This window comes from Escherichia sp. MOD1-EC6300, from assembly GCF_002965045.1.
GTDB classification, from domain to species: Bacteria; Pseudomonadota; Gammaproteobacteria; order Enterobacterales; family Enterobacteriaceae; genus Escherichia; species Escherichia coli_F.
The window spans coordinates 149,080-163,186 of the sequence record NZ_PTRH01000010.1 but is presented as its reverse complement, the minus strand read 5'-3'; the positions used below and the strand labels follow the sequence as shown (position 1 = coordinate 163,186).

Below are 14,107 nucleotides of genomic sequence, written 5' to 3'. Positions count from 1 at the left end.
GTGCCGCCTGGCAAGTGCTTATTTTCAGGGGTATTTTGTAACATGGCAGAAAAACAAACTGCGAAAAGGAACCGTCGCGAGGAAATACTTCAGTCTCTGGCGCTGATGCTGGAATCCAGCGATGGAAGCCAACGTATCACGACGGCAAAACTGGCCGCCTCTGTCGGCGTTTCCGAAGCGGCACTGTATCGCCACTTCCCCAGTAAGACCCGCATGTTCGATAGCCTGATTGAGTTTATCGAAGATAGCCTGATTACTCGCATCAATCTGATTCTGAAAGATGAGAAAGACACCACAGCGCGCCTGCGTCTGATTGTGTTGCTGCTTCTCGGTTTTGGTGAGCGTAATCCTGGCCTGACCCGCATCCTCACTGGTCATGCACTAATGTTTGAACAGGATCGCCTGCAAGGGCGCATCAACCAGCTATTCGAGCGTATTGAAGCGCAGTTGCGTCAGGTATTGCGTGAAAAGAGAATGCGTGAGGGTGAAGGTTACACCACCGACGAAACCCTGCTGGCAAGCCAGATCCTGGCCTTCTGTGAAGGTATGCTGTCACGCTTTGTCCGCAGCGAGTTTAAATACCGCCCGACGGATGACTTTGACGCCCGCTGGCCGCTAATTGCTGCGCAGTTGCAGTAATTCTCCCAAACGTTCAGGCAGAAACGTCTGCCTGACGCTTTTCTTACCATGCCACCAGCATTCGCTTTACACTCACCCTCGCCTGTTTAAAGGCCTCATCCTCAGGATTGATTTGCAATAACCAGTTTATTCTTCCCTGCAAAGCATAAAGATACGCCGTTGCCTGTGCGTGGAGATCGCCAGAAGGATCAAGTTCACCACGATGACTAAGATGCGAAATAACGCCATATTTTTGGCACAAATGTACTTCCTGACGCAGCGCCCGGCGCGCTTCACGGGCAAGCTGTGGCTTGTGATTAACAACAATCCCGGTTACCTGCTGGCGCTTACAGGCAGCTATCAGGCAGCTTTTGCGTTGATTGAGGCTCAGGCCCAGCTCCGCTAACAATCCGCATACTTTATTTTTAACCTGGCGGGCATTGAAGTGACCAGAAAAGGTCATGTCATCGCAGTAGCGGGTGTAGGTAATTCCCCGAGCCTGACACCATTCCCCTATGCACTCATCAAAACGGCGCATCACAAGATTGGAAATGGCAGGCGAAGTTGGCGCCCCCTGCGGTAACGCGTCGTTATAGCAACAAAGCCAGGTCAGCATGGTTACCACATTGCGTGGCAACTGGGTCTGGCTAAACACACGCCAGACCTGTAGCCAGCTAATGCTATCGAAAAAGTTTTCGATATCGAGTTTAAGGATCTGCGGCTGTTGGCAGTGAGGCTGCGCGTTGCTGACGATTGGGCGACCCTGTCGGTAGGCGGTAGCAAAAGAGGAAAGTGGAAATTGTGAAAGGACGTTCTTAAGAATGTTGCGCTGTACGGTTTTGAGCAAGTAATCAGGGGCTAACACCAGCCGCTGACCACCGTGGCGTTTAGAAAGAATAATGCGTCGGTAATGGCGTCCGGCATGATTACTGAGCGCATACAGCCGCTGTATTTCTTTATCGGCGCTCCAGCCCGGCGAGCCGAACAAATCGAGCGCCAGAAGGGTTATCCGGGTAGCATCCATTCCACTCTCCACATCACGGCGGCCAAAAGAGGCGCCAACAGCAGCAATACCATCAAACCATCCCGAAGGCGCGTAACTGTACTGAGCGCGTCAGCGCGACGTACGCGAAGCGTACTTAAGTACAATGGAGCGACTTTGGGTATCTGGACAACCTACTGGCGTTAAGTCGGCGACTCGCCGACCCTCCCGGCATAAAAGGCCGGAAACGCTATTGCCACTGCTGGCGAAAGCAGATTAACACGATATCTTAAACCGCATCACGCTGCGCACAGTAAAAACCTGCGCAGCGCATATTTTTAAACGCCAAACTCTTCGCGGTAGGCCTTAACCGCCGCCAGATGTTCCGCCATTTCTGGCTTCTCTTCGAGGTAAGCAATCAGGTCTTTCAGGGTGATGATAGAGATCACTTTGCAGTTGTAATCACGTTCAACTTCCTGAATTGCCGAAATCTCGCCGCGACCACGCTCCTGACGATCGAGCGAAATCAATACGCCAGCAAGCGTCGCGCCATTGGCCTGAATAATTTCCATCGACTCGCGAATCGCCGTTCCGGCGGTGATCACATCATCCACCAGCATTACGCGTCCTTGTAACGCGCTACCGACCAGATTGCCGCCTTCACCGTGGTCTTTTGCTTCTTTGCGGTTAAAGCAGTACGGCAGGTCCAGGTCATGATGCTCCGCCAGCGCCACTGCGGTAGTAGTGGCAATTGGGATCCCTTTGTAAGCAGGGCCAAACAGCAGATCGAACTCAATGCCGGAATCCACCAATGCTTCAGCGTAAAAACGGCCTAACAGTGCCAGATCGCGCCCGGTATTAAACAGCCCGGCGTTGAAGAAATAGGGGCTTTTGCGCCCGGACTTCAGCGTAAACTCGCCAAACTTTAACACCTGCTTGCCAAGCGCAAATTCAATAAACTGGCGCTGATATGGTTTCATGCCTTCGCTCCTCATCTTACTTTTCTACAGACAAAAAAAAGGCGACTCATCAGTCGCCTTAAAAATCAGTTTGCCAGCGCCGCCTTCTGCGTCGCTACAATGGATTCGATTCCCCCTCGGGCCAGCGCCAACAAGGTGAGTAGCTCTTCATGGGTAAACGGCTCGCCTTCTGCCGTTCCCTGAACTTCAATGATGCGCCCGTCTTCGGTCATCACCACGTTCATGTCCGTTTCAGCGGCAGAGTCTTCAACGTATTCCAGATCGCAAACCGCTTCGCCGTTCACAATCCCGACAGAAACCGCGGCTACCATCCCTTTCATCGGGTTGGTTTTCAGCTTGCCATTTTCAACCAGTTTATTCAGGGCATCGGCCAGTGCAACACAAGCACCGGTAATCGAAGCGGTACGCGTGCCACCATCAGCCTGAAGCACGTCGCAGTCCAGCGTAATGGTGAACTCACCCAGCGCTTTCAAATCTACTGCCGCGCGAAGAGCACGGGCGATCAGACGCTGGATTTCCATTGTGCGTCCCCCCTGCTTACCTTTCGCCGCTTCACGGGCATTACGGGTATGAGTAGAACGCGGCAGCATACCGTATTCTGCGGTGATCCAGCCCTGGCCCTGACCTTTCAGGAAGCGGGGCACGCCTTCTTCAATAGAGGCGGTACATAATACTTTGGTATCGCCAAATTCGACCAGCACCGAGCCTTCTGCATGTTTTGTATAGTTACGAGTCAGGGTAACGGGACGCACCTGATTATTGCTACGGCCTGCTGGACGCATATTGAAATCTCCGGCTTGAAACAAATGTGGCTGCGCATTATACGGACTTCCGGCGGTTATTCCTATCCTGACAAGGCATCGATGGCTATAATCCTTCCACCTCTCCTTTTATAAACAGGAACGTCTATGATCCGCAGTATGACCGCCTACGCCCGGCGTGAAATCAAGGGTGAATGGGGGAGCGCAACCTGGGAAATGCGCTCGGTAAACCAGCGTTATCTGGAAACTTACTTTCGTCTGCCGGAGCAGTTCCGTAGCCTTGAACCTGTCGTTCGCGAGCGTATTCGTTCTCGCCTGACGCGTGGTAAAGTGGAATGTACCCTGCGCTATGAGCCAGATGTCAGCGCACAAGGTGAGCTGATCCTCAACGAAAAACTGGCTAAACAGCTGGTAACTGCCGCGAACTGGGTAAAAATGCAGAGTGACGAAGGGGAAATCAACCCGGTTGATATTCTCCGCTGGCCAGGCGTGATGGCGGCCCAGGAACAGGATCTCGACGCGATTGCCGCTGAAATTCTCGTGGCGCTGGATGGTACGCTGGATGACTTTATCGTCGCGCGCGAAACCGAAGGTCAGGCGCTGAAAGCATTGATCGAGCAGCGTCTGGAAGGCGTGACCGCCGAAGTGGTCAAAGTCCGCGCCCACATGCCGGAAATCCTGCAATGGCAGCGTGAACGTCTGGTGGCTAAGCTGGAAGACGCCCAGGTGCAACTGGAAAACAACCGTCTGGAGCAGGAGTTGGTTCTGCTGGCACAACGAATTGACGTTGCCGAAGAGTTGGACCGCCTCGAAGCGCATGTTAAAGAGACCTACAACATTCTGAAGAAAAAAGAAGCCGTTGGTCGTCGTCTGGACTTTATGATGCAGGAGTTCAACCGCGAGTCGAACACCCTGGCCTCGAAGTCTATCAATGCCGAAGTGACTAACTCCGCGATTGAGCTGAAAGTGTTGATTGAGCAGATGCGCGAGCAGATTCAGAACATTGAATAACTCGTAACGCCAATTCTTACTTTTCAGCCTTCACAAATGCCGCCCACTCAAACAGAGCGGCATTTTTCTTCCCCGCAACTTCAATTCTGTTTTGCGTGCCTGCTCCAGATTTTGCGATGTTTTTTTGCCCAGCACACTGAGAACGTGAGATACTCACAACTGTATATAAATACAGTTGCAGATTTACTTTCTTTGCAATCGATATCACATGGAGTGGGCAATGAACGAACATCATCAACCTTTTGAAGAGATAAAGCTGATTAATGCAAACGGAGCAGAACAATGGTCAGCAAGACAACTTGGAAAACTACTGGGTTATTCAGAGTATCGTCACTTTATACCTGTATTAACGCGCGCCAAAGAAGCTTGTCTGAATAGTGGTCACACAATTGATGACCATTTCGAGGAGATCCTCGATATGGTCAAAATTGGCTCAAATGCCAAAAGAGCATTAAAAGACATCGTACTCTCCCGCTATGCCTGTTACCTGGTAGTACAAAACGGCGACCCTGCGAAACCGGTTATTGCGGCAGGGCAAACTTATTTTGCTATCCAGACCCGACGGCAGGAGCTGGCTGACGATGAAGCTTTCAGGCAACTTCGTGAAGACGAAAAGCGTCTTTTTCTGAGAAATGAGTTGAAAGAACATAACAAACAATTAGTTGAGGCAGCGCAGCAAGCTGGGGTAGCGACAGCTATCGATTTCGCCATATTTCAGAATCATGGTTACCGGGGACTGTATGGTGGATTAGATCAGAAAGCCATCCATCAGCGGAAGGGGCTGAAAAAGAGTCAGAAGATCCTGGATCATATGGGTTCAACAGAACTGGCGGCTAATCTCTTTCGAGCTACCCAAACAGAAGAAAAACTCAAGCGGGATGGCGTGAATTCAAAACAGCAAGCTAATACCACACACTTTGACGTGGGTAGCAAGGTGAGGCAAACCATTCAGGAACTTGGCGGAACCATGCCTGAGGAGTTGCCGACCCCGCAGGTCAGCATCAAGCAGTTGGAAAACAGTGTAAAAATTACAGAGAAGAAATAGCAGAAACTAAAAACTCTTTTTGTTGATTGAGATACCCGATGCGTAAGCCAAAGTCCAGGTGCGGTGAACACAATGGCTAAACATTGCACCTTTCTTTTCCACCCCTCAATTTTAACCTATTTTTTCTTATGCATTTTCTCAGACAAGAAGTCAGAAGAATGCATCTACGCTACAGAAAATAACAATTTCACATAACTACAAGTTATCAATTCCCTCTCACCTTAAAAAATCTCAATCGTGACAATGCGCACAAATCGCTACCCTGCCAGACAGATTTTTAGGGAGAGAACCATGCTGTTACACATTTTGTATTTGGTTGGCATTACTGCCGAAGCCATGACGGGGGCGCTGGCGGCCGGACGACGGCGCATGGATACATTTGGCGTAATTATTATTGCGACCGCCACGGCAATTGGCGGAGGGTCAGTGCGCGATATTCTGCTGGGCCACTATCCGCTCGGCTGGGTCAAACACCCGGAATATGTGATTATCGTCGCTACCGCCGCAGTACTCACCACTATTGTTGCTCCTGTAATGCCTTACCTGCGCAAAGTGTTTCTGGTGCTCGATGCGCTCGGACTGGTAGTTTTTTCTATCATTGGCGCACAGGTTGCACTGGATATGGGACACGGCCCGATCATTGCCGTTGTCGCAGCTGTGACGACCGGCGTATTTGGCGGCGTTTTGCGCGATATGTTCTGTAAACGCATCCCACTGGTATTCCAGAAAGAGTTGTATGCCGGTGTCTCATTTGCCTCCGCCGTGCTGTACATCGCGCTGCAACACTATGTTTCTAACCATGATGTGGTGATTATCTCCACCCTGGTATTCGGCTTTTTTGCCCGTTTACTGGCGCTACGTCTTAAGCTGGGATTACCGGTCTTTTACTACAGCCACGAAGGTCACTAAGGTTCAAAACCTGTGATCTGCTGGGCAGCCAGCCAACTGCCCAGCTTCTTGATTTGCGCATTTTCCTTCCATTCAATAACCTGTCTGGCGCGCCCCGATCCAGTCCCCGGCAACTGCTGCCAGAACTGTTCTGTGCTAAATAAAAGTTGCGACCAGGACCGTTCATCACTGGCGTTAAGCGCCGCCCGGGTTAGTGGTATTCCCATTGCCATCACCCAGCGAGTAAAAGGCTGCTTACGAGCCAGATTAAACTGATGCCATAACTGTGTGCTTTTACTTTTCGCGATCCCCGGCGTGTTCTGTAATTGCTCTGGCGTTAATAAAAGCCAGGAAAAGATATGCTCAAAGCGATGAGTCTGATGCAGCGCGCGCCAGCCAGCCTCACCAATGCCATCCAGCCCCAGAACCTGTTTTGACCCCAGCCAGACTAAGCGTGAAATGAACTGTTCCCGACAAACATCAGAAGCAAAGTAGCAGGTCAACGAGTTAAAGCGGTTTTCTGGTGGTGTCGGTTTTGTGCGTTCTGTACCGCGCCAGACCACATTATCAATGCGAGGAATACCCTGCCCGGCAAGGCTGACGAGGATCTGATCACCAGGCGCAATATCCCACTCCTGCCAGCGTCTGACGGAACCAACATTCACCCGCTGAACTTTTTTATCATCCAACATGACAGGCACAAGTGACGCAACCACCGAGATTTTACCGCTCTTGCCCACCGCAAACTGAATCGCCTTCACTTCGGCAACCTGAGCTACAGGTTGATATTTCCAGGCCACCAGCCACTCTGCCTGGCCCGGCAGCCAATGGCGAGATTCGGGTTCCTTAGCCGCTCGTACAACCACGCCATCGGTGACGAAGGGTAATTTCGCTTTCCACCACTCATTGCGTATGCGCTCAACCTCATCAGCATTGTTAACCGCACGGGTATACGTCTGCGTTAGAGTAAAACCTGCGGTAGTCAGCTGCTGTAAACGATCGGTCATTAACTGCGTTCCATCCGGCCATGCCCAGACAAAAACGCCCAGTGAATTCAGCGTGTCGCTATTCCCCTGGCGCATCAGGAGACCAGCAACTTTTGAGCGGGCATTTATTCCCCCCATTTGTTGTTGGATATGCCCCTCGCGCTTGAGAAATATTTCCCCCTGAAGTGTACTATTGACTAAAGGCCCGCTAACGGTTTGCGGCACAGAGGGAATTAAGCTAACTTTCTGCGTCCAGTCCTCCCCTTTCAGGCCATTGCCGCGACTGATTGCTTTGTTCAGTTTCCCGTCCCGATAAACCAGGGTTACCGCAACGCCATCGACTTTCGGTTGCACCCAAAGATCGTTGTGTTCACGCATCCAAAGACGTAGTGCATTTTTATCCGCTAATTTACGCACGCCTGTATGCGCAACTGGATGCATAACTGTGCCTGCCAAAGGTGGCATCATCGCGTCGCGGGACTCGTTCCCAAAACAGCGTTGCCACTGCGTGAGACGGGCGCTTAACTGATCGTAAACACCGTCTTCAATCTCACTTTCCCCTTCCTTCCAGTAGTCATCGTCCCACTGTTTTATTTGCTGTTGCAGGCGGGAAATTTCTTCCTGTGCTCTGGCTGGCGACCAGGCCGGACAGACCGCCCACGCCGATGATTGCCAGCACAAGATACTTATTAATATCGCCATCCATACTTTCATCATCACCTCCGCTGTAGATAGTCAGGCAGATATACAACGTGATGAAAGCAAAGCCGAGTGGCAAAAACGGAGTCTGCGAGGACGCTTCCTGAGAATCGTCTTTATTGCAGTGAATCACAGGCAAATGCGGAAGCAGCTACGCAAAACGCAACAACTTTGCGCAAAAAGTGTGAGCAAGGGCTACGTCACATGGCCGCGCCGTGTATAATAAGCTCGTATGTAGGCTTTATTTCGCTAATCACATACGAAAGATACTCATGGCTCAAGGCACGCTTTATATTGTTTCTGCCCCCAGTGGCGCGGGTAAATCCAGCCTGATTCAGGCTTTATTAAAAACCCAACCGTTGTATGACACCCAGGTTTCTGTTTCACACACCACACGCCAACCGCGTCCTGGTGAAGTCCACGGTGAACATTATTTCTTTGTTAATCATGATGAATTTAAAGAAATGATTAGCAGAGATGCGTTCCTGGAACACGCAGAAGTTTTTGGTAATTACTATGGCACTTCGCGTGAGGCCATTGAGCAAGTACTGGCGACCGGTGTCGATGTTTTTCTCGATATCGACTGGCAGGGCGCGCAGCAAATTCGCCAGAAGATGCCGCACGCGCGGAGTATCTTTATTTTACCGCCGTCCAAAATTGAACTGGACCGCCGTCTACGCGGTCGCGGTCAGGACAGCGAAGAGGTCATTGCAAAGCGTATGGCGCAAGCTGTTGCAGAAATGAGCCATTACGCCGAATATGATTACCTGATTGTGAATGATGACTTCGATACCGCGTTGACCGATTTGAAGACCATTATTCGCGCCGAACGTCTGCGCATGAGCCGCCAAAAGCAGCGTCATGACGCTTTAATCAGCAAATTGTTGGCAGACTGAACCTGATTTCAGTATCATGCCCAGTCATTTCTTCACCTGTGGAGCTTTTTAAGTATGGCACGCGTAACTGTTCAGGACGCTGTAGAGAAAATTGGTAACCGTTTTGACCTGGTACTGGTCGCCGCGCGTCGCGCTCGTCAGATGCAGGTAGGCGGAAAGGATCCGCTGGTACCGGAAGAAAACGATAAAACCACCGTAATCGCGCTGCGCGAAATCGAAGAAGGTCTGATCAACAACCAGATCCTCGACGTTCGCGAACGCCAGGAACAGCAAGAGCAGGAAGCCGCTGAATTACAAGCCGTTACCGCTATTGCTGAAGGTCGTCGTTAATCACAAAGCGGGTCGCCCTTGTATCTGTTTGAAAGCCTGAATCAACTGATTCAAACCTACCTGCCGGAAGACCAAATCAAGCGTCTGCGGCAGGCGTATCTCGTTGCACGTGATGCTCACGAGGGGCAAACACGTTCAAGCGGTGAACCCTATATCACGCACCCGGTAGCGGTTGCCTGCATTCTGGCCGAGATGAAACTCGACTATGAAACGCTAATGGCGGCGCTGCTGCATGACGTGATTGAAGATACTCCCGCCACCTACCAGGACATGGAGCAGCTTTTTGGTAAAAGCGTCGCCGAACTGGTAGAGGGGGTATCAAAGCTTGATAAACTCAAGTTCCGCGATAAGAAAGAGGCGCAGGCCGAAAACTTTCGCAAGATGATTATGGCGATGGTGCAGGATATCCGCGTCATTCTCATCAAACTTGCCGACCGTACCCACAACATGCGCACGCTGGGCTCACTTCGCCCGGACAAACGTCGCCGCATCGCCCGTGAAACCCTCGAAATTTACAGCCCGCTGGCACACCGTTTAGGTATCCACCACATTAAAACCGAACTCGAAGAGCTGGGTTTTGAGGCGCTGTATCCCAACCGTTACCGCGTAATCAAAGAAGTGGTGAAAGCCGCACGCGGCAACCGTAAAGAGATGATCCAAAAAATCCTCTCGGAAATCGAAGGGCGTTTGCAGGAAGCGGGAATACCGTGCCGCGTCAGTGGTCGCGAGAAGCATCTTTATTCGATCTACTGCAAAATGGTGCTCAAAGAGCAGCGTTTTCACTCAATCATGGACATCTACGCCTTCCGCGTGATCGTCAATGATTCCGACACCTGTTATCGCGTGCTCGGGCAAATGCATAGCCTGTACAAGCCGCGTCCGGGTCGCGTGAAAGACTACATCGCTATTCCAAAAGCGAACGGCTATCAGTCTTTGCACACCTCGATGATTGGCCCGCACGGCGTGCCGGTTGAGGTCCAGATCCGTACCGAAGATATGGATCAGATGGCAGAGATGGGTGTTGCTGCGCACTGGGCTTATAAAGAGCACGGCGAAACCAGTACTACCGCACAAATTCGCGCCCAGCGCTGGATGCAAAGCCTGCTGGAGCTGCAACAGAGTGCCGGTAGCTCATTTGAATTTATCGAGAGCGTTAAATCCGATCTCTTCCCGGATGAGATTTACGTTTTCACACCGGAAGGGCGCATTGTAGAGCTGCCTGCCGGTGCAACGCCCGTCGACTTCGCTTATGCGGTGCATACCGATATCGGTCATGCCTGCGTGGGCGCTCGCGTCGACCGTCAGCCTTACCCGCTGTCGCAGCCGCTCTCCAGTGGCCAAACCGTTGAAATCATTACCGCACCGGGCGCTCGCCCGAATGCCGCATGGCTGAACTTTGTCGTTAGCTCGAAAGCGCGCGCCAAAATTCGTCAGTTGCTGAAAAACCTCAAGCGTGATGATTCTGTAAGCCTGGGCCGTCGTCTGCTCAATCATGCGTTGGGTGGCAGCCGTAAGCTCAATGAAATCCCGCCGGAAAATATTCAGCGCGAGCTGGACCGCATGAAGCTGGCAACGCTTGACGATCTGCTGGCGGAAATTGGTCTTGGCAACGCGATGAGCGTGGTGGTCGCGAAAAATCTGCAACATGGGGACGCCTCCATTCCGCCGGCGACTCAAAGCCACGGGCATCTGCCGATTAAAGGTGCTGATGGCGTGTTGATCACCTTTGCGAAATGCTGCCGCCCCATTCCTGGCGATCCGATTATCGCTCACGTCAGCCCCGGTAAAGGTCTGGTGATCCACCATGAATCCTGCCGTAACATCCGTGGCTACCAGAAAGAGCCAGAGAAATTTATGGCTGTGGAATGGGATAAAGAGACGGCACAGGAGTTCATCACCGAAATCAAGGTGGAGATGTTCAATCATCAGGGCGCGCTGGCAAACCTGACGGCGGCAATTAACACCACGACCTCGAATATTCAAAGTTTGAATACGGAAGAGAAAGATGGTCGCGTCTACAGCGCCTTTATTCGTCTGACCGCCCGTGACCGTGTGCATCTGGCGAATATCATGCGCAAAATCCGCGTGATGCCAGACGTGATTAAAGTCACCCGAAACCGAAATTAATGTTTTATGAACCCAACACGTTATGCACGCATCTGCGAAATGCTCGCCAGGCGGCAGCCTGATCTGACCGTCTGCATGGAGCAGGTCCACAAACCACATAACGTTTCTGCGATTATTCGTACCGCAGATGCCGTTGGCGTACATGAAGTTCATGCCGTCTGGCCTGGCAGCCGGATGCGCACCATGGCTTCGGCTGCGGCTGGCAGCAACAGTTGGGTACAGGTAAAAACGCACCGCACCATTGGCGATGCCGTCGCCCATCTGAAAGGCCAGGGCATGCAGATTCTGGCTACACATCTTTCTGATAACGCTGTCGATTTCCGCGAAATTGATTATACCCGCCCGACCTGTATTTTGATGGGACAGGAGAAAACGGGTATCACGCAGGAAGCGTTAGCCCTGGCGGATCAGGACATCATCATTCCGATGATCGGCATGGTGCAGTCGCTGAATGTTTCCGTTGCCTCAGCCCTTATTCTTTACGAAGCCCAGCGCCAGCGGCAAAACGCAGGCATGTATCTGCGGGAAAACAGCATGTTGCCGGAAGCGGAGCAACAACGGCTGTTGTTTGAAGGCGGCTATCCGGTGCTGGCGAAAGTCGCAAAACGCAAAGGCCTACCTTACCCCCACGTTAATCAGCAAGGCGAGATCGAAGCTGATGCCGACTGGTGGGCCACTATGCAGGCAGCAGGGTAAGCGCCATGAAAGGTCGCCTGTTAGATGCTGTTCCGCTCAGTTCGCTAACGGGCGTTGGCGCGGCGCAAAGTAATAAGCTGGCGAAAATCAACCTGCATACCGTGCAGGATTTACTCTTACACCTTCCTCTGCGCTACGAAGATCGCACCCATCTCTACCCCATCGGTGAACTACTGCCGGGCCTTTATGCCACGGTGGAAGGCGAAGTGCTGAATTGCAATATCTCCTTCGGCGGTCGGCGGATGATGACCTGCCAGATCAGCGACGGTTCCGGCATTCTCACCATGCGCTTTTTCAACTTCAACGCGGCAATGAAAAATAGCCTGGCGACGGGCCGCCGTGTGCTGGCCTATGGAGAAGCAAAGCGCGGTAAATATGGTGCGGAGATGATCCACCCGGAATACCGCGTGCAGGGCGATCTCAGTACGCCAGAGTTGCAGGAGACGCTCACGCCGGTTTATCCAACAACGGAAGGCGTAAAGCAGGCCACGCTGCGTAAATTAACCGACCAGGCGCTGGATCTGCTCGACACCTGCGCCATTGAAGAACTCCTGCCGCCGGAACTGTCACAAGGAATGATGACGCTGCCGGAAGCGTTGCGCACTCTGCATCGCCCGCCGCCGACGCTGCAGCTTAGCGATCTGGAGATCGGGCAGCATCCGGCACAACGCCGTCTGATTCTGGAAGAACTGCTGGCGCACAACCTCAGCATGTTAGCCTTACGTGCCGGAGCACAGCGTTTTCATGCCCAGCCGCTGAGCGCCAATGACGCGCTGAAAAATAAACTCCTCGCAGCCTTACCGTTCAAGCCAACGGGCGCACAGGCACGCGTGGTGGCGGAGATCGAGCGCGATATGGCGCTGGATGTGCCGATGATGCGCCTGGTGCAGGGCGATGTAGGTTCCGGTAAAACGCTGGTCGCCGCCCTCGCCGCGTTGCGTGCGATTGCGCACGGCAAACAGGTGGCATTGATGGCACCAACCGAATTACTCGCCGAGCAGCACGCCAATAACTTCCGTAACTGGTTTGCTCCGCTCGGTATCGAAGTGGGCTGGCTCGCCGGTAAACAGAAAGGTAAAGCACGACTGGCACAGCAGGAAGCCATCGCCAGCGGTCAGGTGCAGATGATTGTCGGTACACACGCCATCTTCCAGGAACAGGTGCAGTTTAACGGCCTGGCGCTGGTGATCATCGACGAACAGCATCGTTTTGGCGTGCATCAGCGTCTGGCGTTATGGGAGAAAGGCCAGCAGCAGGGCTTCCATCCGCATCAGTTGATCATGACCGCCACGCCGATCCCCCGCACGCTGGCAATGACTGCATATGCCGATCTCGATACCTCGGTCATTGATGAGTTACCGCCAGGTCGTACGCCTGTGACGACGGTGGCTATCCCGGATACCCGCCGCAACGACATTATCGACCGCGTGCGCCACGCCTGCATGACTGAAGGTCGTCAGGCGTACTGGGTTTGTACGTTGATTGAAGAGTCAGAGTTACTGGAAGCGCAGGCAGCAGAAGCCACGTGGGAAGAGTTGAAACTGGCGCTACCAGAGTTGAATATTGGCCTGGTACACGGACGGATGAAGCCAGCCGAGAAGCAGGCCGTCATGGCATCATTTAAACAAGGCGAGTTACACCTGCTGGTTGCCACGACCGTTATTGAAGTCGGCGTTGATGTGCCTAACGCCAGCCTGATGATCATCGAAAACCCGGAGCGTCTGGGTCTGGCGCAGTTGCACCAGCTACGTGGGCGTGTAGGTCGTGGCGCGGTGGCTTCTCACTGTGTGCTGCTCTACAAAACGCCGCTCTCCAAAACCGCGCAAATCCGCCTGCAAGTGCTACGCGACAGCAACGACGGTTTTGTGATTGCACAAAAAGATCTGGAGATTCGCGGCCCTGGCGAATTGTTAGGCACGCGTCAGACGGGTAATGCTGAATTTAAAGTGGCGGATTTGCTGCGCGATCAGGCGATGATCCCGGAAGTTCAGCGCCTGGCACGCCATATTCACGAACGTTACCCACAGCAGGCAAAAGCCCTGATAGAACGCTGGATGCCAGAAACAGAACGTTACTCAAATGCGTAAA

13 protein-coding genes are annotated in these 14,107 nt (G+C 52.6%); 9 read left to right on the top strand and 4 right to left on the bottom strand.

Annotated elements, in window-relative coordinates; translation table 11 throughout:
* Positions 1–42: 42 nt before the first annotated feature.
* On the top strand, positions 43–639 hold the full coding sequence (slmA, locus tag BGE37_RS16320; RefSeq protein ID WP_000818601.1) for a nucleoid occlusion factor SlmA: 597 nt from the start codon (positions 43–45) through the stop codon (positions 637–639).
* A 43-nt stretch (positions 640–682) separates the two neighbouring features.
* Here the strand turns inward: slmA and BGE37_RS16315 are convergent, their stop codons facing one another.
* The 3 genes from BGE37_RS16315 to rph all read right to left on the bottom strand — a co-directional run bounded on the left by BGE37_RS16315 (position 683) and on the right by rph (position 3,362).
* Positions 683–1,642, bottom strand: coding sequence for a reverse transcriptase family protein (locus BGE37_RS16315; RefSeq protein WP_105277666.1), 960 nt, complete (start codon positions 1,640–1,642; stop codon positions 683–685).
* A gap of 296 nt (positions 1,643–1,938) precedes the next feature.
* The gene (pyrE, locus tag BGE37_RS16310) at positions 1,939–2,580 is read right to left on the bottom strand and encodes an orotate phosphoribosyltransferase (protein WP_000806154.1); all 642 of its coding nucleotides are present in this window, start codon (positions 2,578–2,580) and stop codon (positions 1,939–1,941) included.
* A 65-nt stretch (positions 2,581–2,645) separates the two neighbouring features.
* Positions 2,646–3,362 carry a ribonuclease PH gene (gene rph, locus BGE37_RS16305; protein WP_001247087.1) on the bottom strand — a complete coding sequence of 239 codons (717 nt, stop codon included), beginning with the start codon at positions 3,360–3,362 and terminating at the stop codon, positions 2,646–2,648.
* Between the two features lie 126 nt (positions 3,363–3,488).
* Between rph and BGE37_RS16295 the strand changes: the two genes are divergently transcribed.
* The 3 genes from BGE37_RS16295 to BGE37_RS16280 all read left to right on the top strand — a co-directional run bounded on the left by BGE37_RS16295 (position 3,489) and on the right by BGE37_RS16280 (position 6,306).
* On the top strand, positions 3,489–4,352 hold the full coding sequence (locus BGE37_RS16295) for a YicC/YloC family endoribonuclease (protein WP_105277665.1): 864 nt from the start codon (positions 3,489–3,491) through the stop codon (positions 4,350–4,352).
* A 220-nt stretch (positions 4,353–4,572) separates the two neighbouring features.
* Positions 4,573–5,397 (top strand): DNA damage-inducible protein D, encoded by an 825-nt coding sequence (gene dinD, locus BGE37_RS16285; protein ID WP_001315077.1) that lies wholly within the window; start codon positions 4,573–4,575, stop codon positions 5,395–5,397.
* Positions 5,398–5,688: 291 nt separating this feature from the next.
* On the top strand, positions 5,689–6,306 hold the full coding sequence (locus BGE37_RS16280) for a trimeric intracellular cation channel family protein (RefSeq protein ID WP_000924289.1): 618 nt from the start codon (positions 5,689–5,691) through the stop codon (positions 6,304–6,306).
* Here BGE37_RS16280 and ligB read toward each other — a convergent pair.
* The gene (gene ligB / locus BGE37_RS16275; RefSeq protein WP_032185481.1) at positions 6,303–7,985 is read right to left on the bottom strand and encodes an NAD-dependent DNA ligase LigB; all 1,683 of its coding nucleotides are present in this window, start codon (positions 7,983–7,985) and stop codon (positions 6,303–6,305) included. The genes BGE37_RS16280 and ligB overlap by 4 nt on opposite strands.
* Positions 7,986–8,242: 257 nt before the next feature.
* Between ligB and gmk the strand changes: the two genes are divergently transcribed.
* The 5 genes from gmk to recG are packed head-to-tail and all read left to right on the top strand — an operon-like array spanning position 8,243 to position 14,106.
* Positions 8,243–8,866 (top strand): guanylate kinase, encoded by a 624-nt coding sequence (gmk, locus tag BGE37_RS16270; RefSeq protein WP_001295237.1) that lies wholly within the window; start codon positions 8,243–8,245, stop codon positions 8,864–8,866.
* A gap of 54 nt (positions 8,867–8,920) precedes the next feature.
* Positions 8,921–9,196: a DNA-directed RNA polymerase subunit omega gene (gene rpoZ / locus BGE37_RS16265; protein ID WP_000135058.1), complete on the top strand. Its 276-nt coding sequence runs from the start codon at positions 8,921–8,923 to the stop codon at positions 9,194–9,196.
* Between the two features lie 18 nt (positions 9,197–9,214).
* Complete coding sequence (spoT, locus tag BGE37_RS16260) at positions 9,215–11,323, top strand: bifunctional GTP diphosphokinase/guanosine-3',5'-bis pyrophosphate 3'-pyrophosphohydrolase (RefSeq protein ID WP_032185484.1); 2,109 nt, start codon at positions 9,215–9,217, stop codon at positions 11,321–11,323.
* A 6-nt stretch (positions 11,324–11,329) separates the two neighbouring features.
* Positions 11,330–12,019, top strand: coding sequence for a tRNA (guanosine(18)-2'-O)-methyltransferase TrmH (gene trmH / locus BGE37_RS16255; RefSeq protein WP_001070177.1), 690 nt, complete (start codon positions 11,330–11,332; stop codon positions 12,017–12,019).
* Between the two features lie 5 nt (positions 12,020–12,024).
* The gene (gene recG, locus BGE37_RS16250) at positions 12,025–14,106 is read left to right on the top strand and encodes an ATP-dependent DNA helicase RecG (RefSeq protein WP_105288214.1); all 2,082 of its coding nucleotides are present in this window, start codon (positions 12,025–12,027) and stop codon (positions 14,104–14,106) included.
* Position 14,107 lies beyond the last annotated feature (1 nt).